The organism is Ramlibacter rhizophilus (assembly GCF_004681965.1).
GTDB classification, from domain to species: Bacteria; Pseudomonadota; Gammaproteobacteria; order Burkholderiales; family Burkholderiaceae_C; genus Ramlibacter; species Ramlibacter rhizophilus.
Genome location: NZ_SMLL01000006.1, coordinates 80,301 through 105,230 on the forward strand (window position 1 = coordinate 80,301; position 24,930 = coordinate 105,230).

Annotated in this window: 26 protein-coding genes; 9 read left to right on the forward strand and 17 right to left on the reverse strand. The window is 71.2% G+C overall.

Annotation, left to right across the window (positions count from 1 at the left end):
- Window positions 1–7: 7 nt before the first annotated feature.
- On the reverse strand, window positions 8–970 hold the full coding sequence (locus EZ242_RS15375; RefSeq protein ID WP_135286068.1) for a fumarylacetoacetate hydrolase family protein: 963 nt from the start codon (window positions 968–970) through the stop codon (window positions 8–10).
- A 90-nt stretch (window positions 971–1,060) separates the two neighbouring features.
- Between EZ242_RS15375 and EZ242_RS15380 the strand changes: the two genes are divergently transcribed.
- The 4 genes from EZ242_RS15380 to EZ242_RS15395 all read left to right on the forward strand — a co-directional run bounded on the left by EZ242_RS15380 (window position 1,061) and on the right by EZ242_RS15395 (window position 4,056).
- Window positions 1,061–1,837, forward strand: a complete 777-nt coding sequence (locus EZ242_RS15380) for an IclR family transcriptional regulator (protein WP_135286069.1) — start codon at window positions 1,061–1,063, stop codon at window positions 1,835–1,837.
- Window positions 1,834–2,859 (forward strand): DUF3108 domain-containing protein, encoded by a 1,026-nt coding sequence (locus EZ242_RS15385; protein WP_167784814.1) that lies wholly within the window; start codon window positions 1,834–1,836, stop codon window positions 2,857–2,859. Before EZ242_RS15380 ends, EZ242_RS15385 begins: the two co-directional genes overlap by 4 nt.
- Window positions 2,860–2,966: 107 nt before the next feature.
- Entirely contained in the window at window positions 2,967–3,239 is a 273-nt protein-coding gene (locus tag EZ242_RS15390; protein WP_135286071.1) for a BTH_I0359 family protein, read from the forward strand.
- A gap of 91 nt (window positions 3,240–3,330) precedes the next feature.
- A complete protein-coding gene (locus EZ242_RS15395) occupies window positions 3,331–4,056 on the forward strand; it encodes a ChaN family lipoprotein (RefSeq protein WP_240787110.1) in 726 nt (241 codons plus the stop codon).
- Window positions 4,057–4,078: 22 nt separating this feature from the next.
- Here the strand turns inward: EZ242_RS15395 and aptA are convergent, their stop codons facing one another.
- Window positions 4,079–5,413: an omega-aminotransferase AptA gene (gene aptA / locus EZ242_RS15400; RefSeq protein WP_135286073.1), complete on the reverse strand. Its 1,335-nt coding sequence runs from the start codon at window positions 5,411–5,413 to the stop codon at window positions 4,079–4,081.
- An 85-nt stretch (window positions 5,414–5,498) separates the two neighbouring features.
- Here aptA and purU point away from each other — a divergent pair, with 85 nt between their 5' ends.
- A complete protein-coding gene (gene purU / locus EZ242_RS15405; RefSeq protein WP_135286074.1) occupies window positions 5,499–6,347 on the forward strand; it encodes a formyltetrahydrofolate deformylase in 849 nt (282 codons plus the stop codon).
- A 35-nt stretch (window positions 6,348–6,382) separates the two neighbouring features.
- Window positions 6,383–7,879, forward strand: coding sequence for an FAD-linked oxidase C-terminal domain-containing protein (locus EZ242_RS15410; protein ID WP_135286075.1), 1,497 nt, complete (start codon window positions 6,383–6,385; stop codon window positions 7,877–7,879).
- A gap of 6 nt (window positions 7,880–7,885) precedes the next feature.
- Here EZ242_RS15410 and EZ242_RS15415 read toward each other — a convergent pair whose 3' ends face one another.
- The 3 genes from EZ242_RS15415 to tsaB are packed head-to-tail and all read right to left on the reverse strand — an operon-like array spanning window position 7,886 to window position 9,886.
- Window positions 7,886–8,680: a uracil-DNA glycosylase gene (locus EZ242_RS15415; protein WP_338101469.1), complete on the reverse strand. Its 795-nt coding sequence runs from the start codon at window positions 8,678–8,680 to the stop codon at window positions 7,886–7,888.
- Between the two features lie 10 nt (window positions 8,681–8,690).
- Window positions 8,691–9,158, reverse strand: coding sequence for a ribosomal protein S18-alanine N-acetyltransferase (gene rimI / locus EZ242_RS15420; RefSeq protein WP_135286076.1), 468 nt, complete (start codon window positions 9,156–9,158; stop codon window positions 8,691–8,693).
- Window positions 9,155–9,886 carry a tRNA (adenosine(37)-N6)-threonylcarbamoyltransferase complex dimerization subunit type 1 TsaB gene (gene tsaB / locus EZ242_RS15425; protein ID WP_240787111.1) on the reverse strand — a complete coding sequence of 244 codons (732 nt, stop codon included), beginning with the start codon at window positions 9,884–9,886 and terminating at the stop codon, window positions 9,155–9,157. The genes rimI and tsaB overlap by 4 nt, the downstream gene beginning before the upstream one ends.
- A gap of 52 nt (window positions 9,887–9,938) precedes the next feature.
- Here tsaB and dacB point away from each other — a divergent pair, with 52 nt between their 5' ends.
- Window positions 9,939–11,345 (forward strand): D-alanyl-D-alanine carboxypeptidase/D-alanyl-D-alanine endopeptidase, encoded by a 1,407-nt coding sequence (gene dacB / locus EZ242_RS15430; protein ID WP_135286078.1) that lies wholly within the window; start codon window positions 9,939–9,941, stop codon window positions 11,343–11,345.
- Between the two features lie 12 nt (window positions 11,346–11,357).
- On the opposite strand, the gene EZ242_RS15435 is transcribed toward dacB, so the two are convergent.
- The 4 genes from EZ242_RS15435 to purE all read right to left on the reverse strand — a co-directional run bounded on the left by EZ242_RS15435 (window position 11,358) and on the right by purE (window position 15,040).
- The gene (locus EZ242_RS15435) at window positions 11,358–12,311 is read right to left on the reverse strand and encodes an SGNH/GDSL hydrolase family protein (RefSeq protein WP_135286079.1); all 954 of its coding nucleotides are present in this window, start codon (window positions 12,309–12,311) and stop codon (window positions 11,358–11,360) included.
- A 71-nt stretch (window positions 12,312–12,382) separates the two neighbouring features.
- Window positions 12,383–13,375, reverse strand: a complete 993-nt coding sequence (locus EZ242_RS15440) for an L-threonylcarbamoyladenylate synthase (protein ID WP_135286080.1) — start codon at window positions 13,373–13,375, stop codon at window positions 12,383–12,385.
- 4 nt (window positions 13,376–13,379) lie between these two features.
- The gene (locus EZ242_RS15445) at window positions 13,380–14,546 is read right to left on the reverse strand and encodes a 5-(carboxyamino)imidazole ribonucleotide synthase (RefSeq protein ID WP_135286081.1); all 1,167 of its coding nucleotides are present in this window, start codon (window positions 14,544–14,546) and stop codon (window positions 13,380–13,382) included.
- Complete coding sequence (purE, locus tag EZ242_RS15450; RefSeq protein WP_135286082.1) at window positions 14,543–15,040, reverse strand: 5-(carboxyamino)imidazole ribonucleotide mutase; 498 nt, start codon at window positions 15,038–15,040, stop codon at window positions 14,543–14,545. The genes EZ242_RS15445 and purE overlap by 4 nt, the downstream gene beginning before the upstream one ends.
- Window positions 15,041–15,090: 50 nt before the next feature.
- Here purE and trxA point away from each other — a divergent pair, with 50 nt between their 5' ends.
- On the forward strand, window positions 15,091–15,981 hold the full coding sequence (gene trxA, locus EZ242_RS15455) for a thioredoxin (RefSeq protein WP_135286083.1): 891 nt from the start codon (window positions 15,091–15,093) through the stop codon (window positions 15,979–15,981).
- On the opposite strand, the gene EZ242_RS15460 is transcribed toward trxA, so the two are convergent.
- The 3 genes from EZ242_RS15460 to pyk form a co-directional block, all read right to left on the reverse strand.
- Window positions 15,982–16,890: a phosphoribosylaminoimidazolesuccinocarboxamide synthase gene (locus EZ242_RS15460; protein WP_135286084.1), complete on the reverse strand. Its 909-nt coding sequence runs from the start codon at window positions 16,888–16,890 to the stop codon at window positions 15,982–15,984. It abuts the gene before it with no gap.
- A 127-nt stretch (window positions 16,891–17,017) separates the two neighbouring features.
- Complete coding sequence (gene fba / locus EZ242_RS15465; RefSeq protein WP_135286085.1) at window positions 17,018–18,082, reverse strand: class II fructose-bisphosphate aldolase; 1,065 nt, start codon at window positions 18,080–18,082, stop codon at window positions 17,018–17,020.
- Window positions 18,083–18,226: 144 nt separating this feature from the next.
- Window positions 18,227–19,660 carry a pyruvate kinase gene (gene pyk / locus EZ242_RS15470; RefSeq protein ID WP_135286086.1) on the reverse strand — a complete coding sequence of 478 codons (1,434 nt, stop codon included), beginning with the start codon at window positions 19,658–19,660 and terminating at the stop codon, window positions 18,227–18,229.
- Window positions 19,661–19,801: 141 nt separating this feature from the next.
- Between pyk and EZ242_RS15475 the strand changes: the two genes are divergently transcribed.
- Window positions 19,802–20,866 (forward strand): fatty acid desaturase, encoded by a 1,065-nt coding sequence (locus EZ242_RS15475; RefSeq protein ID WP_240787112.1) that lies wholly within the window; start codon window positions 19,802–19,804, stop codon window positions 20,864–20,866.
- 286 nt (window positions 20,867–21,152) lie between these two features.
- On the opposite strand, the gene EZ242_RS15480 is transcribed toward EZ242_RS15475, so the two are convergent.
- The 5 genes from EZ242_RS15480 to def are packed head-to-tail and all read right to left on the reverse strand — an operon-like array spanning window position 21,153 to window position 24,923.
- Window positions 21,153–22,346: a phosphoglycerate kinase gene (locus EZ242_RS15480; RefSeq protein ID WP_135286088.1), complete on the reverse strand. Its 1,194-nt coding sequence runs from the start codon at window positions 22,344–22,346 to the stop codon at window positions 21,153–21,155.
- 29 nt (window positions 22,347–22,375) lie between these two features.
- Window positions 22,376–22,705: an AzlD domain-containing protein gene (locus EZ242_RS15485; RefSeq protein ID WP_135286089.1), complete on the reverse strand. Its 330-nt coding sequence runs from the start codon at window positions 22,703–22,705 to the stop codon at window positions 22,376–22,378.
- Entirely contained in the window at window positions 22,702–23,433 is a 732-nt protein-coding gene (locus tag EZ242_RS15490) for an AzlC family ABC transporter permease (protein WP_135286090.1), read from the reverse strand. Before EZ242_RS15490 ends, EZ242_RS15485 begins: the two co-directional genes overlap by 4 nt.
- A complete protein-coding gene (gene fmt / locus EZ242_RS15495; RefSeq protein WP_135286091.1) occupies window positions 23,433–24,404 on the reverse strand; it encodes a methionyl-tRNA formyltransferase in 972 nt (323 codons plus the stop codon). The genes EZ242_RS15490 and fmt overlap by 1 nt, the downstream gene beginning before the upstream one ends.
- Before the next feature lie 6 nt (window positions 24,405–24,410).
- Window positions 24,411–24,923, reverse strand: coding sequence for a peptide deformylase (gene def, locus EZ242_RS15500; RefSeq protein ID WP_135286092.1), 513 nt, complete (start codon window positions 24,921–24,923; stop codon window positions 24,411–24,413).
- Between the last annotated feature and the right edge of the window lie 7 nt (window positions 24,924–24,930).

Below are 24,930 nucleotides of genomic sequence, written 5' to 3' on the forward strand. Positions count from 1 at the left end.
GACCGCGCTACGCCTCGCCGGACGCGAGCTCCTGGTCGATGGCGCCGAAGAGGCTCTGGCCGTCCTTGCCCTTCATCTCGATGCGCACGGTGTCGCCGAACTTCAGGTAGCCGCTGCTCGGCTGGCCATCGAGGACGATTTCGGCGGCTCGCTTATCGGCGATGCAACTGAAGCCGCGCGGCCATTCCATGCGGCCGGAGGCCGCTTCGACGGCGGGATTGCTCACGACGCCGGAACCGACGATGCTGCCGGCCCGCACGGGGCGCAGGCGAGCGACCTGGGCGATGAGCTCGCCAAAGTGCAGGCGCATGTCGGGCCCGGTCTCGCACAGGCCGACCTTGCGGCCGTTCCAGCTGCTATGCAGGCTCAGGTGCACGCGGCCGCCCTGCCAGGCCTCGCCCAGCTCGTCGGGCGTGAGCGCCACGGGGCTGAACGCGGTCGCGGGGCGGCCCTGCACGCCGGCGCTGTCCTTGGCCTCGCGCTCGGGCGCGACCAGGCTGCGCAGGCTCACGTCGTTGACCAGCATCAGCAGGCGCACCCCGTCGAGCGCCTGCTCGGGCGACGCAGCCCGCTGCACGTCCCCCGTGACCACCGCGAGGCCGGCCTCGAAGTCCACCCCGAGCTCCTCGCGCGGCAGCACGATGGGATCGCGCGGACCCAGGAAGTGGTCGCTCGCACCCTGGTCGATCAAGCTGTCGGTCTGGAGGTAGGCCGAGCCGCGTACCCACTGGTAGGCGCGCGGCAGGGGCGCCATGCAGCGCGCGGGGTCGAAGGCGAAGGCGTGGCGGCTTCGGCCCTGGTTCAGGGCGTCGTACAGGTCCTGAAGCTGCGGCGCGAGGAAGTTCCAGTCGTCCAGCACCTGCTGCAGGCGGTCGGCGATGCCGGTCGCATAATGCGCCGCGGCCAGGTCGCGCGAGACGACCACCAGCTGCCCGTCGCGCGAGCCGTCCTTGTACGTGGCGAGTTTCATGCCGCTTGTCTCCCAGCCGTGGGCTGCGTTACAGTGCGTCGTTACGCATTGTGAAATGAATTTACCTAAACGAAATTGTACGGGACGACCGTGAAGGAACGCGCAGGCATTCAGTCGGTCGAGGTGGGCTTCTCGCTGCTCGAAGTCCTGGGCCAGGCGCGCGGCCCCTTGATGCTGCGGGACCTGGCGGCCGCCGCCGGCATGAGCGCCGCCAAGGCGCACCGTTACCTCGTGAGCTTCCAACGCCTGGCCCTGGTGGTGCAGGACGCGGTGAGCACCCGTTACGACCTCGGCCCCGCGGCGCTGCGCCTGGGGCTGGCCTCGCTGTCGCGGCTGGACGCCGTCAAGCTCGCCCGCGAACGCATGCCCCAGCTCATGACCCGCGTCGAGCATACGCTGGCGCTGGCGGTCCGGGGCAACCACGGGCCGACCATCGTCCACTGGGAAGAGCCACCGCATGCGGTGACCGTGAACCTGCGGCTGGGGGACGTCATGCCCCTGCTGTCGTCTGCCACGGGCCGCTGCTTCGCGGCCTGGGCGCCCGCCGATGCGATCGCGCCCCTGCTCACCGAGGAACTCGCCCGCGCACGGCGCCAGGGCCTGCGCGAACTGCCGTCCACCATGGCCGAGGTGGAGCGCATGCTCGTCGAGGTCCGTGAGCGCGGCATCGCCCGTGTCGTGGACGTGCTGCTGCCCGGCGTGGCGGGCTTCTGCGCCCCGGTCTTCGACGCCGACGGGCACCTCGCGCTCGGCATCGTGGCCATGGGCCCGACCGGCAGCTTCGACGCCGACTGGAAGGGCGCCGTCGCCGGCCCGCTGCGGGAATGTGCGTCGCAGCTGTCCAGCGACCTGGGGTGGCGGGGATGACGCCGCGCCAGCACGGCCGCGCGCTGGCCCTGCTGGTGATCGTCGTGTCGGCCCTGCACCTCGGCGGCCTGGAAGGCCTGGCCCGGGCCCAGTCTCCGCGCACCGAAGCCGCGCCGCCCGTCCTGCGGCCCCTCGTCCGACTGGCCGAGGCGCCGCCAGCGCCACCGCGGGATGCCGGGACGCCGCCCAGGCCATCGCCGCCGTCCGCGGCACCCCGCTCGCCGCCGCGCGCCGCCGAAGCGACGCCGTCCGGCCCGGTTCCCCGCACCCCGGCGGTGGCTGCCACGCCTGCCGCACCCGTCATGCCGGCCACGCCGGCCACGCCGGCCACGCCGGCCACGCCCGCCACGCCCACCACCCCCGCCCAGCCTGCCAGGCCGCTGCCCATCGTCCAGGTCCCGGCGCCGGTGCGGCTGCAGTACGTGCTGACCCTGCGCAGCCATGGACTGGAGTGGCCTGGCCAGGGCGAGCTCGAGTGGTCGCACGACGGCGTCCGGTACGAAGCCCGCATGACGCTGCGCGCCTTGCCCGCGCCCGCACGCACCTTGCGCAGCAGCGGCCGGGTCACGCCGCAGGGCCTGGCGCCGGACCGCTTCTCGGAGCAGCGGCGCGGCGAGCAGGCCGTGCACTTCGAGCGCGAGCGCGGCCGCCTGGTCTTCAGCAGCCCGCGCGAGCCGGTCGCCCTGCTGCCCGGCGCCCAGGACCGCCTGAGCGTGGTGCTGCAGTTGTCCGCCCTGCTGGCGGCCGATCCCACGCTGGCGCGCAGCGGCGTGTCCATGCAGGTGGCCGGCGTCCGCGGCGCCGAGGTCTGGGAATTCGAAGCGGCCGGCGAGGAAACACTGTCCCTTCCCGCCGGCACGGTACCGGCGCTCAAGCTGCTTCGGCGGCCACGCGAGCCGCACGATAGCCAGCTCGAACTGTGGCTGGCTCCCGGGCACGCTTACGCCCCGGTGCGCCTGCGTCTGACACAGCCGGACGGGGAATGGATGGATCAGCGCTGGTCCGCAACCGACAGGCCCTGAACGCGCACGCCCCTAATCTGGCCGCCATGGAAGCCGAAAGGCGCCCTTCTGGCTCTTGAACAGCGCCGGATCGGTGCCACCTCTGTGGCTAGAAGGGATTGAGAACCATGCAAATGCTCTATGACTCGGACGCCTTCGTCGTCGTGCACATGCAGGCCAACGCCCCGTCGGAGGGCGAACCGGAGCCTAGCATCGCGCGTCACGGCTTTGAAATCGTCGACAAGCGGTCCAACAAGGAGGTCTACCTCGACGGCAGCTGGGCCGAGGCTTTCCAGCGCCAGATCAACGCCTGGCAGGTGAACACCCCGACACAGGAAGAGGTCGAGGAAACCCTGGACGGCTACGCCGAGCTGGCCCAGAACCCGCTCGTCATGCACTGACGCTTCCCGCGCGCGAGCGCTGCACCGACCGCGGTCGCGCTTTCAGATCCCACCGCGCCCGCTTCGGGACAGCTTCTTGCGCTTACCTCTCGTGCGCCTGCTTTCCTTCCTGCTTGCCTGCGCCACGCTGGCCGCCGGCTGCGCGGCCGCGCCGCCCGCCGCTGGCGACAAGGACGTGGACCTGCTCCTGCTGGGTGAGCAGCACGATGCGGCCGAGCACCAGCGCCTGCATCACCAGACCGTGGTCGACCTGCTCGGCCGCGGCCGTCTGGCCGCGCTCGTGCTGGAGATGGCCGAAGAGGGCGCCACGACGGCTGGCCTGCCACGCAACGCCGACGAGTCGGCCGTGCGCAGCGCGCTCGGCTGGAGCGAACAGGCCTGGCACTGGCAGGCCTACGCGCCGGCCGTGATGGCGGCCGTGCGTGCCGGGGTGCCGGTGCTGGGCGCCAACCTGCCCCGCCAGCAGATGCGCGGTGCGATGGCGGATGCCCGCCTGGACGCCGCGCTCCCACCCGAGGCCATGGCCCGCCACCGGGAGGCGATCCGCGCCGGCCACTGCGACCTGATCCCCGCCGAGCGCCTCGGCCCCATGGCCCGCATCCAGGTGGCCCGCGACCAAGCGATGGCGCGCACCCTGGCGCAGGCGGCACGGCGCGGCGCGACCGTGGTCCTGCTGGCCGGCAGCGGCCACGTCGACCCCGAGCTGGGCGTGCCGCGCCACCTGCGGGAAGACCTCTCCGTGCGGCCGGTCACCTGGCCGCCGCAGCCCCCGAAGAAGGACTACTGCGCCGAGCTGCGCCGGCAGATGGGCCGGTGAGGCAGGTCGCGCAGCAATTTCCTCAGGCGTGGCGGCGGATCGACTCCGCCAGCGTGCCCACGAGCTGCTCGATGTGCGACTTCTCCACAATGTAGGGCGGTGCGATCACCAGCACGTCGCCGGCCGGTCGCACCCAGGCGCCGCGCTTGAAGCAGTCCAGGAAGATGTCGTAGGCCCGCTTGCCGGGCGTTCCGGCGATGGGCGCCAGCTCCACCGCCGACGCGCAGCCCAGGCTGCGGATGCCGATGACGTTGGGCAGGCCCTTGAGCGTCGAATGGAAGGCATCGCCCAGCACCTTGCCCATCTCGCCCGCGCGCTGGAAGAGGTTGTGCTGCTGATACAGCTGCAGCGTGGCCACCGCTGCGGCGCAGGCGACCGGATGGCCCGAGTAGGTGTAGCCGTGGAAGAACTCGACCACGTGCTCGGGCGCATCGGTCTTCATCATCTGGTCGTACAGCTTGTCGCGGCAGACCACGCCGCCCAGCGGCTGCACGCCGTTGGTCACGCACTTGGCGAAGGTCATCATGTCGGGCACCACGCCGTAGAAGTCCGCCGCGAAGGGCGTGCCCATGCGGCCGAAGCCGGTGATCACCTCGTCGAAGATGAGGAGGATGCCGTGCTTGTCGCAGATCTCGCGCAGGCGCTTGAGGTAGCCCTGCGGCGGCAGGTACCAGCCGGCGCTGCCCGCCACCGGCTCGACGATCACCGCCGCCACGTTGCTCGGGTCGTGCAGGGGCAGGATGCGCTGCTCCAGCTCCAGCAAGGGGTCTTCCTTCCAGACCGGGTCCTTGCCATGGATGTAGGCGTTGTCCACCGGGTCGTGGATGAAGCGCATGTGGTCCACGCGCGGCAGCATGGCCACGCCGAAGGCCTTGCGGTTGGCCGGGATGCCGCCCACGCTGATGCCACCGAAGCCCACGCCGTGGTAGCCGCGTTCACGCCCGATGAAGACGTTGCGGTGCCCCTCGCCGCGCGCGCGGTGGTAGGCCAGCGCCACCTTCAGCGCCGTGTCCACCGCCTCGGAACCCGAGTTGCAGAACAGCACCTTGTTCAGGTCGCCGGGCGCGAGGGCGGCGATCATGCCGGCGGCCTCGAAGGCGCGGTCGTTGGATGCCTGGAAGGTGGTGGCGTAGTCCAGCGTGTCCAGCTGGGTCTTGATGGCCTCGTTGATCTCGCGCCGGTTGTGCCCGGCGCCCACGCACCAGAGGCTGGAGATGCCGTCGATCACCTGCCGGCCGTCGTGCGTGGTCAGGTGCATGCCGTCGGCCCGCACGAACACGCGCGGCTCCTTGCGGAAATGCCGGTTGGGGGTGAAGGGCAGCCAGTGGTTGCCCGTGTCGAAATCGTTGTAGGCCATGCCAGTCTCCTTCTTGCGTTCACTTCCCGAAGGCCCATTGTGCCGCCGACGGCCACCCTGCGGGCGCTGCGACAATCGGCGGCCTATGAGCCACGCCTACATCCTCACCCTCTCGTGCCCGGACCGGCCGGGCATCGTGCATGCCGTCTCGGGGTTCCTGTTCGAGCGCGGCGGCAACATCGAAGAGGCCGCGCAGTACAACGACCGCGACACGGGGCTGTTCTTCATGCGCGTGCGCTTCGCCTGCGAGGCGCTGGGAACGCAGGAGCTCAAGACCCAGCTCGCGCAGCTCGCGACGGGCCTGCAAATGAGCTGGCGCCTGCACGAGGCGGCGCAGCCCATGCGCACCGTGATCATGGTCAGCCGCGAGGGCCATTGCCTGAACGACCTGCTGTTCCGCTGGAAAAGCGGCCTGCTGCCGCTGGACATCCGCGCCATCGTCTCCAACCACCGCGACTTCTACCAGCTCGCGGCGAGCTACAACGTGCCCTTCCACCACATCCCGGTCAGTGCCGCGACCAAGGCCCAGGCCGAGGCCCGGCAGTACGAGATCGTCGAAGCCGAGGGCGCCGAGCTGGTGGTGCTGGCCCGCTACATGCAGATCCTGTCGGACGAGCTGTGCCGCAAGCTGGAGGGCCGGGCCATCAACATCCACCACAGCTTCCTGCCCAGCTTCAAGGGCGCCAAGCCCTACTACCAGGCGCATGACCGGGGCGTGAAGCTCATCGGCGCCACGGCCCACTACGTCACCGCCGACCTGGACGAGGGCCCCATCATCGAGCAGGACGTCGCCCGCGTGAACCACAGCAAGACGGTGGAGGACCTCACCACCCTGGGCCGCGACACCGAAAGCCTGGTGCTGGCCCGCGCCGTGAAGTGGCACAGCGAACACCGGGTGCTGCTGAACGGGCACAAGACGGTGATCTTCAAGTAGAGCGCTGCGAGCGGCACCTGCCTACACTCGCTCCCATGAACGCCCCCCACGACCCTACCCCGGTTGCCGCGCGCGCCGCGCGCCAGCAGCAGGTGGTCGCGGCGCTCGCGCCGCTGCTGCCGGCAGGCGGCCTGCTCTGGCAGTCCGAGGACACCACGCCCTACGAGTGCGACGGCCTCACGGCCTACCGGCAGCGGCCGCTGGTGGTGGCCCTGCCCGAGACCGAGGCGCAGGTGCAGGCGGTGCTGCGGGCCTGCCATGCGCTGGCGGTGCCGGTGGTGGCGCGCGGCGCCGGCACCGGCCTCTCGGGGGGCGCCATGCCGCACGCCGAGGGAGTGACGCTGTCGTTGGCGCGCTTCAACCGCATCCTGCGGGTCGATCCGGTGAGCCGCACGGCCACCGTGCAATGCGGCGTGCGCAACCTCGCCATCAGCGAGGCCGCCGCGTCGTACGGCCTGTACTACGCGCCCGATCCGTCCAGCCAGATCGCCTGCACCATCGGCGGCAACGTGGCCGAGAACTCGGGCGGGGTGCACTGCCTCAAGTACGGCCTGACCCTGCACAACGTGCTGGAGGTGCGCGGCTTCACCGTCGAAGGCGAACCGGTGACCTTCGGCAGCCGCGCGCTGGACGTGCCGGGCTTCGACCTGCTGAGCGTGGCGGTCGGAAGCGAAGGCATGCTGGCCATCACCACCGAGGTCACCGTGAAGCTGGTGCCCAAGCCGCAACTGGCGCGCTGCATCATGGCCAGCTTCGACGACGTGCGAAAGGCCGGGGACGCCGTGGCCGCCGTCATCGCCGCCGGCATCATCCCGGCCGGGCTGGAGATGATGGACAAGCCCATGACGGCGGCCGTGGAAGACTTCGTGCGCGCCGGCTACGACCTGACGGCCGAGGCCATCCTGCTGTGCGAGAGCGACGGCACGCCCGAGGAGGTGGAAGAGGAGATCGGCCGCATGAGCGAGGTGCTGCGCGCGGCTGGCGCCACCGCCATCGCCGTGAGCCGCGACGAGGCCGAGCGGCTGCGCTTCTGGAGCGGGCGCAAGAACGCCTTCCCGGCCTCGGGCCGCATCAGTCCGGACTACATGTGCATGGACTCGACCATCCCGCGCAAGCGGCTGGCCGACATCCTGCTGGCCATCCAGGCCATGGAGCGCAAGTACGGCCTGCGCTGCGCCAACGTGTTCCATGCCGGCGACGGCAACCTGCATCCGCTGATCCTCTTCGACGCCAATGACCCCGACCAGCTGCACCGCTGCGAGCTCTTCGGCGCCGACATCCTGGAGACCAGCGTGGCCATGGGCGGCACGGTGACCGGGGAGCATGGCGTGGGCGTGGAGAAGCTCAACTCCATGTGCGTGCAGTTCTCGCCCGAGGAACGCGAGCAGATGCTGGGCCTCAAGCGCGCCTTCGATCCGCAAGGGCTGCTGAACCCCGGCAAGGTGATCCCCACCCTGAACCGGTGCGCCGAGTACGGAAAGATGCTGGTGCGGGGCGGCAAGATCGCCCACCCGGAGCTGGAACGGCTCTGAGCCCGGCTACGGCTCCAGCTTCGTGAGGCCCAGGCACAGATCCTCCCAGGCCTTCCCCTTGTCCCCCGGGTTGCGCAGCAGGTAGGCCGGCGGGTAGCTCACCACGACCGGGACGCCCTGGAACTCGTGCACGCCGCCCCGAAGGCGTCCCAGGGGCTCGGTGCTTCCCAGCAGGCTCTGCACCGCCAGCCGGCCCAGGGCCAGGATGACGCGCGGCTGGAGCAGTGCGACTTGCCGGCGCAGGTGGGCCGCGCAGCTTGCGAGCTCCTGCGGCGCGGGCGGGCGGTTGCCCGGCGGGCGGCACTTGATGGCGGTGGTGAGGTAGGCGCCCTGCTGCCGGTCCACGCCCACGGCACGCAGCATGTTGTCCAGCAGCTGACCGGCCTGGCCGGCGAAAGGCTCGCCGCGCAGGTCCTCCTCCTCGCCCGGGGCGTCGCCCACGACCATCCATGCCGCCTGCCGGTCCCCCGCGCCGAAGACCGCCTGCCGGCGCCCCTGGCACAGGCCGCAGGCCTGGCAGCCGGCCACGGCCTGGCCGAGCGTGTCCCAGTCCATGGCCTCGACGTCGAGCGATGCAGGCACCTGGCCCGCGGCCGGCGCGGCCGCGGCTTCGAACGCAGGCGGCGGGGCGGGCGCCGCTTCGACCGGCCTGGCCGGTGCCTGCTCGCGCACGGTCGCACGCGCGGGTGGGCTTGCACGCGCGGGCGCGGGCACGGCGGCATCCGACGCCGGCGGCTCGAACAGGCGGATGCCCATTTCCGCCAGCATCGCGCGCTGGCGGGCGTCGAGGGACAGGCTCACCGGGGCGTCCTCACAGCTTCAGGCTCATGACGATGGCGTCTTCGCGCTGGCCGGCCGCGGCCGGGTAGTAGGCGGGCCGGCGCCCCACGGTGCGGAAGCCCACGTGCTCGTACAGGCGCTGCGCCGGCAGGTTGCTCACGCGCACTTCCAGCCACAGCCACTCGGCCCCCTTGCCGCGCGCCCAGGTGGCCAGCGCCTCCAGCATGACGCGGCCCCAGCCGCGCCCCTGCAGGGCCGGATCGACGGTGAGGTTGAGGAGGTGGACCTCGTCCAGGCCCTTCATGGCCACGAAGTAGCCGAGCACTGCGCCCTCGGCGACCAGCAGCTGGGCCTGGTAGCCGGCGCGCAGCGAGTCGCTGAAGTTGCCGCGCGACCAGGGAAACTCGTAGGCCCGGGTCTCGATGTCCATGACGGCCTCCAGCCTTGCCTCGGACATGGCTTCGAACTCGGCTTCGGCGGCGTGGACCAGGGCGTTCATGCGACTGCGGGTGGAGCCGGAAATTCGGGAGACGTTTCGCCGCGGGCGGCGAGGCGCTCCTGCGTCGTCTGGGCGACTTTATCGCGGATGTACAGCGGCAGGGCCTCGCCCGGTGCCACGGCGCCGCCGCGCGCGATGAGGCTGGGGGCCAGGCGCAACAGCGCGGCGGCCGTGGGCGCTGCCGGCAGGCGCTCGGCGCCTGCGGGAAGCCGCTCGCCGAGGGTTGCGAAGGCATTGCCGGCCAGCACGAAACCCGCCGGCACGACCAGCGCCTCCGGCGGGCCGAGGCGGATCGGCCCCAGCCGCTGCCACTGGCCCTGCGCGTGCTCGTAGTCGGCCGAGTACACCTCGCCCATGCGGGCGTCGATCACCGCCGCCACCCGCTCGGCGCCGTGGCGCTCGCGCGCATCCTCGGCCACCGCCATCAGGGTCTCGACCGGCAGCACGGGCAGGCCGGCGCCCCAGGCCAGGCCCTGGGCCACGGCGCAGGCGGTGCGCAGGCCCGTGAAGGAGCCCGGCCCCTGGCCGAACACGATGGCGTCGAGCCGCGCGAGGGGAAGCGAGGCGTCGCGCAGCAGATCCATGAGCGCGGGCACCAGCGCCGCCGAGGCGGCGCGGCCGCCCTCGGCCTCGCGCGCGAGCAGGCGCCGGCCGCTGCCGTCGTTCCAGGCGAGCGCGACCGACAGCGACTCGGTGCTGGTGTCGAAGGCAAGAAGGTTCTGGGGCACGTCAGGCGCAGCAGGGGGGAACCCGCGATTATCCCGCCGACCATAATCCCGCATGCCCGCTCCCCCACGCCTTGCCCGCTGGCTGCTGCTGGCCGCCACGTCCCTGCTGCCACTGGCCGCCACGGCCCGGGGCCTGCCGCCGGAGGTCGCGGCGGCGCTGGCGAAAAGCCGCATTCCCGAGGACAGCGTGACGCTGATGGTGGCCGATGCCGAGGGGCGGCGGCGCCCGCGGCTGGCGCACCGCACCGACGCCAGCGTCAACCCGGCTTCGGTCACCAAGCTGGTCACCACCTTCGCCGCGCTGGAGCTGCTCGGGCCCGCCTTCACCTGGAACACGCCCGTGCTGATCGACGGGCCGGTGCGGGACGGCACGCTGCAGGGCAACCTGTACCTGAAGGGCCAGGGCGACCCCAAGCTCGTGGCCGAGCGCCTCTGGCTGCTGCTGCGGCGCGTGCAGGGCCTGGGCATCCGGCGCATCGCCGGCGACATCGTGATCGACCGCAGCGCCTTCGCGGTGCCCGCGCAGGACCCGGCGGCCTTCGACGGCGAGCCCCTGCGCCCCTACAACGCCGCGCCCGACGCGCTGCTGGTGAACTTCCGGGCGGTGCTGCTGCACTTCACGCCCCTGGGCGACGCGGCCCGGGTGCAGATGGAGCCGCCCCTGGCCGGCGTGCAGGTGCCGCGCAGCGTGCCCCTGGCGAACGGGCCGTGCAACGACTGGCGCGGCGCGCTCAAGGCCGATTTCAGCGACCCGGCGCGCGTGCGCCTGGAGGGGACGTATCCGGCTGCGTGCGGCGCGCGCAGCTGGCCCCTGGCCGGGGCCGATCCGGCCGCCCACGCGGGCCGTGCCGTCGCCGGGCTGTGGCAGGAGCTGGGCGGCGCATTGGACGGCGTGGTGCGCGAGGGCGCGGCGCCCGCGGGGGCGCAGGCGGTGGTGGAGTCGGTCTCGCCGACGCTGGCCGAGGTGGTGCGCGACGTCAACAAGTACAGCAACAACGTGATGGCCCAGCAGGTGTTCCTCACCCTGAGCCTGCAGCGCCTGGGGCAGGGCACGCCACAGGCCTCGCGCGAGCTGGTGCAGCAGTGGTGGCGCGAGCGCCTGGGCGGCGAGCCGCCCCAGCTGGGGAACGGATCAGGCCTGTCGCGCGAGGAGCGCATCACCGCCGCGCAGCTGGCCCGCCTGCTGCAGCACGCCTGGGCCTCGCCGCTGATGCCGGAGTTCATCGCCTCACTGCCGGTCAGCGGGCTCGACGGCACCGCGCGCCGCACCGGGGCGCTCGCCGCCGGGCGGGCGCACCTGAAGACCGGAAGCCTGCGTGACGTGACCGGCGTGGCCGGCTATGTGCACCTGCCGGACGGACGCCGGCGCGTGCTGGTGGCGATCGCCAACCACCCCCGGGCCGGCGAGTTCCGGCCGGTGATCGATGCGCTGATCGACTGGACCCTGCGCGAGCCCTGAGGCGCGATGCGCCTACCAGCGCGCGCGGATGCGGTCGTAGGCGTAGTCGCCGAAGAGGCGCTGCGCGGCGGGGCTGGGATAGATCGCGTCGGCGAAGAACCAGGCGTTGCGGTCGATGCCGCTACGCACCGTGTCCGGGGTGCACAGGGCCGAATTGACCTGTCCCGCGCCGATGCCGATGCCGGGGCCCGGATCGACCGAGGTGCAGGCCGCTTCCGTGACGTTGGACAGGCCGTAGCCGCCCGGCCCGGCGGTCACCAGGTTGTAGTAGAGGGCGGCGTCCACGTAGAGCACGCGCGCACCCAGGTCCACGATGGAGATCAGCAGCGAGTCGTTGAAGCGCGTGGTGTAGCTCTCCAGCAGCGCCTTCTGGTTCGTGGCGATGGCCCAGGGGGTGCGGCCGAGGTTGTAGGGACCCACCACCGTCACGTGCCGCGCCCCGGCGTTCACCAGCCGGCGCACCTGGTTGCCCAGCGCCGTCCCGGCAGCGGCGATGTCAGCCTGGGCCTGCGCGGCGGTCTGCGCACCGGCCTGCGTCTGGCCGACCTCGGCCACGATGTCGGCGATGCCGGCGGCCACGACCACCAGGTCGTTCTCGGCGAAGCTGCCGCCACCGGCGAAGAAGGCGTCGATCTGCTCGGCCACCGTGGGCGTTGCGGTGCTGCCGGCCGCGTCGGGCTCGGCCACCACGCGGGCATTGCCGGTGGCGTAGCTGGTGCCGCCCGCGCTGGACGGTGCCAGCGACAGGCCGTAGCGCTGCGCGAGCTGCGCCGTCCAGTTGTTCACCGTGCCGTCGTTGATGGTGTAGCGCGAGCCGCCCTGGCCCAGGTCGGCGAAGCCGTCGCCGAAGACGACCAGGCGCCGCGGCTGCAGCTGCGACTCGACCTCACCGCCACCGCAGGCGGCCAGCAGGCCGGACAGGCAGGCCGCTCCGAGCAGGGCGCGGCGCGTGCGTTGAAAACTCATGGAACTCGTCTCCAGGGATGAACGGACATCAGGGCAGCCGGGGAGTGTAGCGAGCGGCAGCCAGGCTCACTTCAGGCGGCCGCGCGGCGCAGGCGGTCCTGCACGCCCGCCCATTCCGGGGCATCGGGCGGCGTCTCGATCCAGATCAGGCGCACACCCTGCGCGTCGAACTCGCGCAGCACGGCGAACAGCTCTCGCGCGGCCTGCGCGGCGTCGTCGGGCATGGGGCGCAGCAGCAAGCCGGGCGAGGCGGTGCGCAGCCCGGTGCGGGCCCACACCGCGATGCCGGCGGCGTCCCGCCCCAGCACGTCCAGGGCCGCCTGCAGGCTCTTGCCGTCCATGAGGCGGACCTTGGCCTGCGGTGCGTAATGCGACTCCAGGGTGCCCGAGGCGCGCGGCGCGGGCTGTGCCAGTTCCTGCGGATCGCGCAGGCGCTCGCCACAGGTGGCCTCGATCTGCGCGCGCGTGAGCACGCCGGGGCGCAGCAGCACCGGCACGCCCCGTGTGCAGTCCACGATGGCCGACTCGATGCCGACCTCGCAGGCGCCGCCATCGAGCACCAGCAGCCCGGCGCCGAACTCGCTTTCCACATGGGCGGCCGTGGTGGCGCTCACGCGGCCGAAGCGGTTGGCGCTGGGCGCGGCCAGGCCGGACAGCGGCGGATCGAGCCGGGCGCATGCCTGCAGCAGGGCCCGGGCCACCGGGTGGGCCGGACAGCGCAGGCCGATGCTCGGGTGGCCGCCGGCCGCCGCCTGGGCGACCTCCGGACGTCGCGGCAGGATGAGGGTGAGCGGACCCGGCCAGAAGGCGTCCATCAGCCGCTGCGCCACGGGCGGGATGTCGGCGGCGAAGCGCCGTGCGCCCTCGGCGTCGCTCACGTGCACGATGAGCGGGTGGTCGCTCGGCCGGCCCTTGGCGCGGAAGATGCCGGCCACCGCCTCGTCGCTCGCGGCATCGGCGCCCAGGCCGTAGACGGTTTCGGTAGGAAAGCCCACCAGCGCGCCGCGGGCCAGCGCGCGTGCGGCCTCGCCGATGGCCGAAGGAGAACGCCCGTCCAGGATCACGGCGTCAGAACGGCTCGATGCCGAGCACGTCGCAGGCCGCAAGCGCCGCCTGGCGCACGGCCACGGGACTGGCGCCGGTGATGGTCAGGTGGCCCATCTTGCGGCCGGGGCGGGCCTCGGACTTGCCGTACAGGTGCAGGTGCATGCCCTGCAGGGCGAGCACGGCCGGCCAGTCGGGCTCGACGGGTGCGTCCGCGCCCGGGCGGAACCAGAGATCCCCGAGCAGGTTGAGCATGATGGCCGGGCTGTGCTGGCGCGGCTGCACCAGTGGCAGTCCGGCCAGCGCACGCACCTGCAGCTCGAACTGCGACACGTCGCTGCCATCCAGGCTCCAGTGGCCGCTGTTGTGCGGTCGCGGCGCCATCTCGTTGACCACCAGCGTGCCGTCCTGGAGCACGAAGAACTCGACGCAGAGCACGCCGACGTAGTCCAGGCCCTCGGCGATGGACCGCGTGGCCTGCACCGCCTCCTGTGCGAGCGCGTCGGGCAGCACGCCGTCGAACACCTCCGTGACGGCCAGGATGCCGGCGCGGTGCAGGTTGCGCTGCGGCGGCAGGTGCACCAGCGTGCCACCGGCGCCGCGGGCCACCACCACCGAGCATTCGGCAGCCAGCGCGAGTCGCTGCTCCAGCACGCAGGGCACGCGGCCCAGGCCGTCCCAGGCCGCCACGAGCGCCTCGCGGCCGTCCACGCGGACCTGGCCCTTGCCGTCGTAGCCCAGTCGCGCGGTCTTCAGGATGCCGGGGACCAGCGCGTCGGGCACCAGCGCGAGCTGCTCCTCGGACTCGATCACCGCGTAAGGGGCACAGCGCACGCCGCAGCGGGTGAAGTGCGCCTTCTCGCGTGCCCGGTCCTGGGCGATGGCCACCGCCTCGCCGGCGGGCGCCACCGGCCGGTGCGCCGCGAGCTGGGCCAGCGCGTCGGCCGGCACGTTCTCGAACTCGGTGGTGATGGCGTCGGCCAGGCGCGCGAGCTCGGCGAGGTTGCGCGTGTCCAGGTAGTCGGCGTGCAGGTGGTGGTGGCTCACGCGGCCGGCGGGGCTGGTGGCGTCGGGGTCGAGCACCACGGTGGAATAGCCCATGCGCTGGGCCGCGTGCACGAACATGCGGCCCAGCTGGCCACCGCCCATCACGCCCAGCGTGGCACCGGCAAGCAGGGTCTGGGGCTTCATGGCGCGGCCGGCGGAAGGGTGGTGGCGCGTGCGGCTTCGGTCTGGCGGCGCCGGAACGCTTCCAGCCGCTCGCGCAGCGCCTCGTCGTGCGTGGCCAGCAGGGCCACGGCGAACAGCGCCGCGTTGGCCGCGCCGGCCGCGCCGATGGCGAAGGTGGCCACCGGGATGCCCTTGGGCATCTGGACGATGCTGTGCAGCGAATCCACGCCCTGCAGGTGGCGGCTGGCCACCGGCACGCCCAGCACCGGCACCGTGGTCTTGGCGGCCAGCATCCCCGGCAGGTGGGCCGCGCCGCCCGCCCCGGCGATGATGGCCTGCAGCCCGCGCCCGGCGGCGGCCTCGGCGTAGGCGAACATGTCATCGGGCATGCGGTGGGCCGAGACCACGCGGGCTTCGTGCGGCACGCCGAATTCCTGGAGAATCGCCACTGCGTGCTGCAAGGTGTCCCAGTCGCTGCCGGACCCCATCACCACGCCAACCTGAACCGTGCTCATGCCTGCCGTCCAAAAGGTCTGAGTTTAATTTGCCCGCAGAGCGCACCCGAATGATCGACGTCACCCTGGAAAATTTCGAAACCGAGGTCATCGCGGCCTCGATGCAGGTCCCCGTGCTGGTGGACTTCTGGGCCCCCTGGTGCGGACCCTGCAAGGTGATCGGCCCCTTGCTGGAGAAGCTGGAGCTGGAGTACGCAGGCCGCTTCAAGCTGGTCAAGATCGACTCCGACCAGGAGCAGCAGCTGGCCGCCGCCTTCGGCATCCGCAGCATTCCCACCTGCATCCTGCTCATGGGCGGCCAGCCGGTGGACGGCTTCATGGGCGCGCTGCCCGAAGGCAAGCTCAAGGAGTTCCTGGACAAGCACCTGCCGCCGGCCGAGGACCTGCCCGAGGAGGAGGTGGAGGCCGCGCCCGAGGCCCCGGCCGGCAGCGACGTCCAGCTCGAACAGCTCCAGCACGCCGTCGCCACCGACCCGGCCAACGACGACGCCCGCTTCAGCTACGTGAAGGCCCTGATGCTGGCCGGCCGCATGGAGGAGGCCAAGACCGCCTTCGCCCCGGTGGTGGACAAGGTGGCCCTGGTGCGCCGCTTCGACTCGCTGCAGCGCGTGATGGAGGCCATGGCCTATGCGGCCACGCCCGAGGCGAATGCGCAGGCGCTGGACGCCCGCATCGCGGCCAACAAGCGCGACTTCGAAGCCCGCTTCGGCCGCGCCCAGCTGCTGGCCGCGCGCCAGCAATGGACCGAGTCCATGGACGAGCTGCTGGAGATCCTGATGCGCGACAAGGCCTGGAACGACGAGGCCGCACGCAAGCTGTACATCGCCATCATCGACCTCATCGAGCCGCCCCGGCCCAAGGTGGCCGACGGCCAGATCCCGCCCGACGATCCGGTGGTGGCGACCTACCGCAGGCGCCTGTCGAGCGTCGTGCTGAGCTGATCAGCTCGTCAGCCGCTCCAGCGCCTCGCGGTACTTGGCGGCGGTCTTCTCGATCACTTCCTTGGGCAGGCGCGGCGCGGGCGGCGTCTTGTCCCAGGGCTTGCCGTTGATTCGCACCTGCTCCAGCCAGTCGCGCACGAACTGCTTGTCGTAGCTGGGCGGGTTCTCGCCGCGGCGGGCGGCCTCCTCGTAGCCTTCCACCGGCCAGTAGCGGGACGAGTCGGGCGTGAGCACCTCGTCCATCAGCACCAGGGTGCCTTCCTCGTCCAGGCCGAACTCGAACTTGGTGTCCGCGATGATCATGCCCTTGGCCAGCGCGATGGCAGCGGCCTCGCGGTACAGCGCCAGGCTGGTGTCGCGGATCCGGGCCGCGAGCTGGGGGCCGATCATCTCGACGGTGCGCTCGTAGCTGATGTTCTCGTCGTGCTCGCCGACAGCCGCCTTGGCCGCGGGCGTGTAGATCGGCTCGGGCAGGCGCGCGGCATTGGTCAGGCCGGGCGGAAGGGGCACGCCGCAGACGGTGCCGCCGTCCTGGTACTCCTTCCAGCCGCTGCCCGCGAGGTAGCCACGCACCACGGCCTCCACGGGGATGGGCTTGAGCCGCTTGACCAGCATGGAGCGCCCGATCACCTGCTGCAGCTCCGCGGAGCTCACCACGCTCTCGGGCAGCTCGCCGGTGAGGTGGTTGGGACACAGGTGCGCGAGCTTGCCGAACCAGAACAGGGACATGTGGGTGAGCAGCTCGCCCTTGCCGGGGATGGGCTCGCCCATGATCACGTCAAAGGCCGAGAGCCGGTCCGTGGCCACCATGAGGATGCGGTCCTCGCCGACCGCGTAGTTGTCCCGGACCTTGCCGCGCGCCAGCAGCGGCAGGGACGTGAGGGTGGAGGTATGCAGGGCGGATGTCATGAGCTTGTCGGAGTGAAGCCGTCGCTGATTGTCGTTCCCTTGACCGGCTGCGCGAACTCGGCAGCCGGGCGGGCGAGCCTGCGTGAAAAAGCCGCCCGAAGGCGGCCTGACGCAGCGGCCGGGTGGCTCAATGCACCACCTGGGCCAGCTCGCCTTGCGCGTACTTGCGCGCGATCACCTGCAGGCTCTCGCCCTTGATCTTGCCGGCCTGGCCTTCGCAGCCGAACTCGATGTAGCGCTGCTTGCAGATCTGCTTGGCAGCCTCGCGTGCGGGCTTCATCCACTCGCGCATGTCGAACTTCTCGGGGTTCTCGGCCAGGAACTTGCGCACCGCACCGGTCATGGCCAGGCGGATGTCGGTGTCGATGTTGATCTTGCGCACGCCGTGCTTGATGGCTTCCTGGATCTCTTCCACCGGCACGCCGTAGGTTTCCTTCATCTGGCCGCCGTACTGGCGGATGACGGCCAGCAGGTCCTGCGGCACGCTGGAGGAGCCGTGCATCACCAGGTGGGTGTTGGGGATGCGCCGGTGGATCTCCTTGATGCGGTCGATGGCCAGGATGTCGCCGGTGGGCTTGCGGGTGAACTTGTAGGCGCCATGGCTGGTGCCGATGGCGATGGCCAGGGCGTCCAGCTGGGTCTTCTTGACGAAGTCGGCGGCCTGCTCGGGGTCCGTGAGGAGCTGCTCGCGGGTCATGGTGGCGTCGGTGCCGTGGCCGTCCTCCTTGTCGCCGCGCATGGTCTCCAGGGAGCCCAGGCAGCCCAGCTCGCCTTCCACCGTGACGCCCAGCTTGTGGGCCAGGTCCACGACCTTGCGCGTGACGTCCACGTTGTAGTCGTAGCTGGCGATGGTCTTGCCGTCGGCTTCCAGGCTGCCGTCCATCATGACGGAGGTGAAGCCCAGGTCGATCGCGCCGTGGCACACGTCGGGGTTCTGGCCGTGGTCCTGGTGCATGACCAGGGGAATGGTGGGATAGGCCTCCACGGCCGCCTGGATCAGGTGCTTGACGAAGGACTCGCCGGCGTACTTGCGGGCGCCGGCGCTGGCCTGCAGGATCACCGGGGCGCCGGTCTCCTTGGCCGCTTCCATCACGGCCTGGACCTGCTCGAGGTTGTTGACGTTGAAGGCCGGGATGCCGTAGCCGTTCTCGGCGGCATGGTCCAGCAGTTCGCGCATGGAAACGAGGGGCATGGTGGGTCCGATCGATGTTGGAAACTGGGGCAGGGCAGCCGGGCCGCGCCTGCGCGATGCGGACGATTTTATCGGGGCCACCCCCGGCCGCGGCCCCGACATGGCCCGGACGGGCTATGTCCGGGCCCGACAGGGCCCTCGGCCCTACTCAGCCCGGCAGATCTTGAGCATGTTGGTGCCGCCGGGCGCGCCCATGGGTTCGCCGCAGGTGATGGCGTAGATGTCGCCCTTGCCCACGATGCCGCGGCGCTTCAGGTGCGCCTCGGCCTCGCGCAGCGCGGTGTCGCGGTCGGCGCTCTGGTCCATGAGCAGCGGACGCACGTTGCGGTACAGCGCCATCTTGCGCTGGGTGCTGAGCCGGGGCGTGAGCGCATAGATGGGAATGTGGATGCGGTGGCGGCTCATCCAGAGGGCCGTGGAGCCGGAGTCGGTCAATGCCACGATGGCCTTGCAGCCCAGGTGGTGCGCCGTGAAGAGGGCGCCCATGGCGATGGACTGGTCGATGCGCTGGAAGTCCATGCTGGTGAAGTCGGCATCGAGCGTGACCTCCTCGGCCATCTCGGCCTCGGCGCAGATGTTGGCCATCTCGATCACGGTCTCCAGCGGGTAGCGGCCGGCGGCGGTCTCGGCGCTGAGCATCACGGCGTCGGTGCCATCGAGCACCGCGTTGGCCACGTCGCTCACCTCGGCCCGGGTGGGGACCGGGTTGGTGATCATGGACTCCATCATCTGCGTGGCGGTGATGGCCAGCTTGTCGTTGGCGCGGGCCATGCGGATCATCTTCTTCTGCAGCGCCGGGACGGCCGCATTGCCCACCTCCACCGCCAGGTCGCCGCGCGCGACCATGATGCCGTCGCTGGCCTTGAGGATGGACTCCAGGTTGGGAATGGCCTCGGCCCGCTCGATCTTGGCGATCAGGTGTGCCTTGTGGCGGTACTCGGCGGCCGCCACGTTGCACAGCTGGCGCGCCATCTCCATGTCGGTGGCGGTCTTGGGGAAGCTCACGGCCACATAGTCGGCCTGGAAGCTCATGGCGGTTCGGATGTCCTCCATGTCCTTGGCCGTGAGCGCCGGCGCGGACAGGCCGCCGCCCTGCTTGTTGATGCCCTTGTTGTTGGACAGCTCGCCCCCGAGCTTGACGGTGGTGTGCACCTGCTCGCCCTCCACGGCATTGACCGTGAGCACGATGAGGCCGTCATTGAGCAGCAGCACGTCGCCGGCGCGCACGTCGCGCGGCAGCTCCTTGTAGTCCAGGCCCACGCCGTACACGTCGCCCGGCGCCTCGCGCGAGGCATCGAGCACGAAGCGGCTGCCCGGCTCCAGGAGCACCTTGCCCTCGGCGAACTTGCCCACGCGGATCTTGGGACCCTGCAGGTCCGCCATGATGGCCACCTCGCGGCCCGCGCGCTGCGCCACTTCCCGAACGAGCTTCGCCCGGTCGATGTGGTCCTGGGCCTTGCCGTGGCTGAAATTCAGCCGCACGACGTTCACGCCGGCGCGAACCATCTCCTCCAGCAGCTTCGGGTCGCTGGATGCGGGGCCCAGGGTGGCAACGATCTTGGTGGCTCGACGGGCCATGAACAAACCTTCCTCGGATACGACAGGAAAGAGGGCATTCTCACGCAGCCCGCTTGATCCATGTCATGGAATCGGCGCAGGACCTTCCTACGATGCGAGGCTTTGCATCCTCGCGGCAACAGGCCGCCGCTTCGAACCCTCATGTCCGCCCCCGCCAGCCCGCTCGCTCCCGACGCCCCCCTCCCGCACCGCAAGGTGCTCCGGCAATGGCTGGCTCCCCTGTCGCAACGCGCCACGCCCCGCGCCATCGCGCTGCTGGCGTTCGACGCGCTCCTGTGGCTGGCCGCCCTGGCCGGCACCGTGCTGCTGGAGGCGGCCTGGGCCAAGGTCCTGTGCGGCGGGGTCGCCGGCTTCGTGACCGGGCGCCTGTTCATCATCGGCCACGACGCCTGCCACCAGAGCCTCACCCCGCGCCGGCGCCTGAACAAGTGGCTGGGGCGCATCGCCTTCCTGCCCTCGCTCACGCCCTACAGCCTGTGGGATGCGGGGCACAACGTGGTGCACCACGGCTTCACCAACCTCAAGGGCGTGGACTTCGTCTGGGCGCCGGCCACGCGCGAGGAGTACCAGGCCATGAGCCCCTTCGGACGCCTCATGGACCGCATCTACCGAAGCGGCTGGGCGCCGGGGCTGTACTACCTGGTGGAGATCTGGTGGAAGCGCATGTTCTTCCCGAACGCACGCCAGATGCCCTCGCGCCGCCCGGTGTTCACCTGGGACGGCCTGCTGGTCTCGGCCTTCGCCGCCGCCTGGGTCGGCGGCCTGGCCTGGGCAGCGGTGGCGACCGGGCAATCGGTGGCCGTGGTACTGGCCGCCGGCGTGGCGCTGCCCTTCTTCTTCTGGTGTTCGATGATCGGCTTCGTGGTGTACGTGCACCACACGCACCCCCGCGTGCACTGGCATGCGGACCGCGCGGCCTGGCAGCAGTCGCAGCCCTTCGTCTCGACCACGGTGCACCTCACCTTCCCGCTGCGCATCGGCGCGCTGATGCACCACATCATGGAGCACACGGCGCACCACGTGGACATGAGCATTCCGCTGTACCGCCTGGAGCAGGCGCAGGCACGGCTGGAGGAGATGCTGCCCGGGCGGATCATCGTCCAGCGCTTTTCCTGGCGCTGGTACTTCGACACCGCGCGCCGGTGCAAGCTCTATGACTTCGGGCGCGATGGATGGACGGACTACGCAGGACAGCCGACCAGCTGATGAGCCTGTGAACAAACGACAAACCCTGTTCCGGTCGCTTGACACCGTTCGCCCTGAGCCTGTCGAAGGGCTCGCGCGATGGGCTTCGACAGGCTCAGCCCGAACGGTGGGACCCGACGGGGTCCGTGGATTCGCTGTTGGTTGAGAGCCTGTCCAAGCCCTGCGCGAGACGACCACGCGGGCCCTTCGACAAGCTCAGGACAGGCCCTTCGACAGGCTCAGGCCGAACGGATATGTCTGATCCGGCAGGTCTTCCACCGCGGCTGCGGCCGCGGCGAATGAAGGCTCAGGCCGAGGCGCGCTTTTCCAGGATCTCGAAGGCGGGCAGCTGCTTGCCTTCCAGCACTTCGAGGAAGGCGCCGCCGCCGGTGGAGATGTAGCCCACGTCCTTCTCGACGCCGTACTTGGCGATGGCCGCGAGCGTGTCGCCGCCGCCGGCGATGCTGAAGGCGGTGGAACGGGCGATGGCACGGGCGATGGTTTCGGTGCCATGGGCGAAGGCGTCGAACTCGAACACGCCCACCGGGCCGTTCCAGACGATGGTGCCGGCCGCCATGAGCTGCTCGGCCAGGCGGGCCGCGGTCTGGGGGCCGATGTCGAGGATGAGGTCGTCGTCCTCCACCTCGGTGGCGGCCTTGACGGTGGCCGGCGCGTCGGCCGCGAAGGTCTTGGCGACCACCACGTCGGTCGGGATCGGCACCTCGGCGCCGCGCGCCTTCATGGCCTCGATCACCGCCTTGGCCTCGCCCACCAGGTCGGCCTCGGCCAGCGACTTGCCGATGCGCAGGCCGGCCGCGAGCATGAAGGTGTTGGCGATGCCGCCGCCCACGATCAGCTGGTCCACGTTCTTCGCCAGCGACTGCAGGATGGTGAGCTTGGTGGAGACCTTGGAGCCGGCCACGATGGCCGCCAGCGGCCGCTTCGGATTCGCCAGCGCCTGCGTGATCGCGTCGATCTCGGCCGCGAGCAGCGGGCCGGCACAGGCCACCTTGGCGAACTGCGCGATGCCATAGGTGGAGGCTTCCGCGCGGTGCGCGGTGCCGAAGGCGTCGTGCACGAAGATGTCGCACAGGGCGGCCATCCGGCGGGCCAGCTCGGGGTCGTTCTTCTTCTCGCCCTTGTTCAGGCGGCAGTTCTCCAGCAGCACCACCTCGCCCGGAGCCACCTCCACGCCATCAATCCAGCCCGCGCGCAGCGGCACCTCGCGACCCAGCAGCTCGGACAGGCGCGCGGCCACGGGCGCGAGCGAATCCTCGGGCTTGAACTGGCCTTCGGTCGGCCGGCCCAGGTGCGAGGTGACCATCACCGCCGCGCCGGCGTCCAGCGCCATGCGGATGCAGGGCAGCGAAGCGCGGATGCGCGTGTCTTCCGTGATGTGGCCCGCCTCGTCCTGCGGCACGTTCAGGTCGGCCCGGATGAAGACGCGCTGACCACGGGCCTTGCCCTGGGCACACAGATCGGAAAAGCGAAGGATGTTCATGTCTGGCTGCGAAAAATCGGCCCGAAAGCTTACCAGCCGAGGGCCAGGCGCAGGGGCAGGTAGACGGCCATGCCCACGATGATGGTCCACAGCACGCTGCGCTGCCAGGCGAACACGGCCAGGCCCGCCAGCGCGCCGAAGACGCGGGCGTCCTTCCAGGTGTCGATGAACTCGCCCTGCACCGTGACGATCTCGGGGATGACCACCGCCGCCAGGGCGGCAATCGGGGCGTACTGCAGCCCGCGCTCGGCCCAGGCCGGCAGCGGCCAGCGGCGGCTGGAGATGAAAAAGAAGCTGCGCGTGATGACGGTGACGCAGGCCAGGCCCACGATGGCCGCGAAGGTCCAGGCGTCGGTCATGGCTGGGCCTGCGTCAGGCGGGGGCGGCCCTCCAGGGCCAGGCAGGCCAGCACCGCGACGCCGATGGCCAGCACGATGTTGAGCTTGAAGGGCAGCGCGTAGGCAGCGACGGCCGTGGCTCCCGCCACCGCGGCGGACACCAGGCGCAATCGGGTCGTGCCCAGCGTGGCCATGACCCCCAGCAGGCACAGGATGCCGGCGAAGCCCAGGCCCCATTCCACGGGAATGAAGTTGGCCAGCACGATGCCAGCCAGGCTGGGCAGCATCCAGGACAGCCAGTTCGCCAGGCAGCTTCCGGCCAGGTGCGCGAGCTGTCCGTGGCGCCCCGCCTCGTCGGCCGCCGCGTGCGGGTGGCGGCGCGTGAGGATGGCGTAGCTCATGTCCGTGGTGAGGTAGCCCGTGACCAGCCTTCGCGCCAGCGGCAGGTGCATGAGGTAGTTGCGAAGGTGCAGGCTGAAGACGACGAAGCGCAGGTTCACGCAGAAGCCGGTCGCCAAGATGACCCACATCGGCGCGCCCGCCACCAGCAGCGGCAGCGAGGCGAGCTGGGAGCTGCCCGCGAACACGAGCAGGGCCATGGACAGCGACTCCACCAGCGACAGGCCCGACTTGGCCATGGCCACGCCGGTCATGAGCCCCCAGGCGGCGGTGCCCGGGGTCTGCGGCAGCATGTCGCGCACGCCGACCCGGAACTGCGGATGCCGGTACAGCTCGGGGCGCCAGAACATCAGGCGGCCTCCCCTGCGGAAAAGCGCATGCCGGGCGCGATGGCGAAACCGCGCAGCAGCTGCGCCGCGGGCAGGCGGCGGCCGCCGGCGCGCTGCAGTTCCGTGACACGCAGGCGGCCGGTGCCGCAGGCGATGTCGATGCCGCCGGCATCCGCCGCCACCACGGTGCCGGGCGGCGCCTCGGCCTCGCCGGGCAGGGGCTGCGCTCGCCAGAGCTTGAAGACCTCGCCCGACAGCCGCGCCTGAGCACCCGGGGCGGGGTCGAAGGCGCGAATGCGGCGCGCGATCACCTCGGCGGGCTGCGACCAATCGAGCTGCGCCTCGGCCTTGTCGATCTTGTGCGCGTAGGTGACCCCCTCGGCCGGCTGGGGCCGCGCCCTGAGGGCATCCCGGCCGGCGTCCTGCAGCGCCTGGACGATGAGGTCCGCGCCCAGCGCCGCGAGCTTGTCGTGCAGGCTGCCGGTGGTGTCACCGGGCTCGATCGGCAGGGCCTGGCTGCGCAGCATGCCGCCGGTGTCCAGGCCCTCGTCCATCTGCATGATGGTGACGCCGGTCTCGGCGTCGCCCGCCTCGATGGCGCGGTGGATGGGCGCGGCGCCGCGCCAGCGCGGCAGCAGCGACGCATGGATGTTCAGGCAGCCCAGGCGCGGGGCCGCGAGCACCCAGGCCGGCAGGATGAGGCCGTAGGCAGCGACCACCATGGCATCGGCCTGCGCGGCCTCGATGGCGTCCCGCGCCGCGGCGGCGTCGTCCGCCCAGCGACCGTCCAGTCGCAGGCCCCGCGGCTGGGCCACCGGCAGCGCCTCGGCCAACGCGAACTGCTTCACGGCCGACGGCTGCAGCTTCAGGCCGCGGCCCGCCGGCCGGTCCGGCTGCGTGAGGACCAGGACGATCTCGAAGCCGGCGGCCTGGTGCAGGCGCTCCAGCGCCACGCGGGCGAACTCGGGCGTGCCGGCGAAGACGAGGCGCATCGGTGCTCAGGCCCGCACGGCCTCGCGCCGGGACTTGAGCATCTTGCTCTTGATGCGATTGCGCTTCAGGGGCGACAGGTACTCGACGAAGACCTTGCCCGCCAGGTGGTCCATCTCGTGCTGGATGCACACCGACAGCAGCCCTTCGGCCTCGATCACCCGCTCGGTGCCGTCCTGGTCCAAAGCACGCACCTTGACCGAGGTGGAACGCTCCACGCCGTCGTAGATGCCGGGTACGGACAGGCAGCCTTCGTCGCCGACCTGCGTTTCCTCGCTGGCCCAGACGATTTCCGGGTTGATCAGCACCAGGGGCTGGTTCCGCTGCTCGGACACGTCGATGACGATGACGCGTTCGTGGCGGTCCACCTGGGTGGCGGCCAGGCCGATGCCCTCGGCGTCGTACATGGTCTCAGTCATGTCCGCCACGAGCTGGCGCACGCGATCGTCGATAGCCGCGACCGGCTTGGCCACGGTGTGGAGACGGGGATCGGGAAAAACGAGGATGGGAAGAAGTGCCATGGCGGGG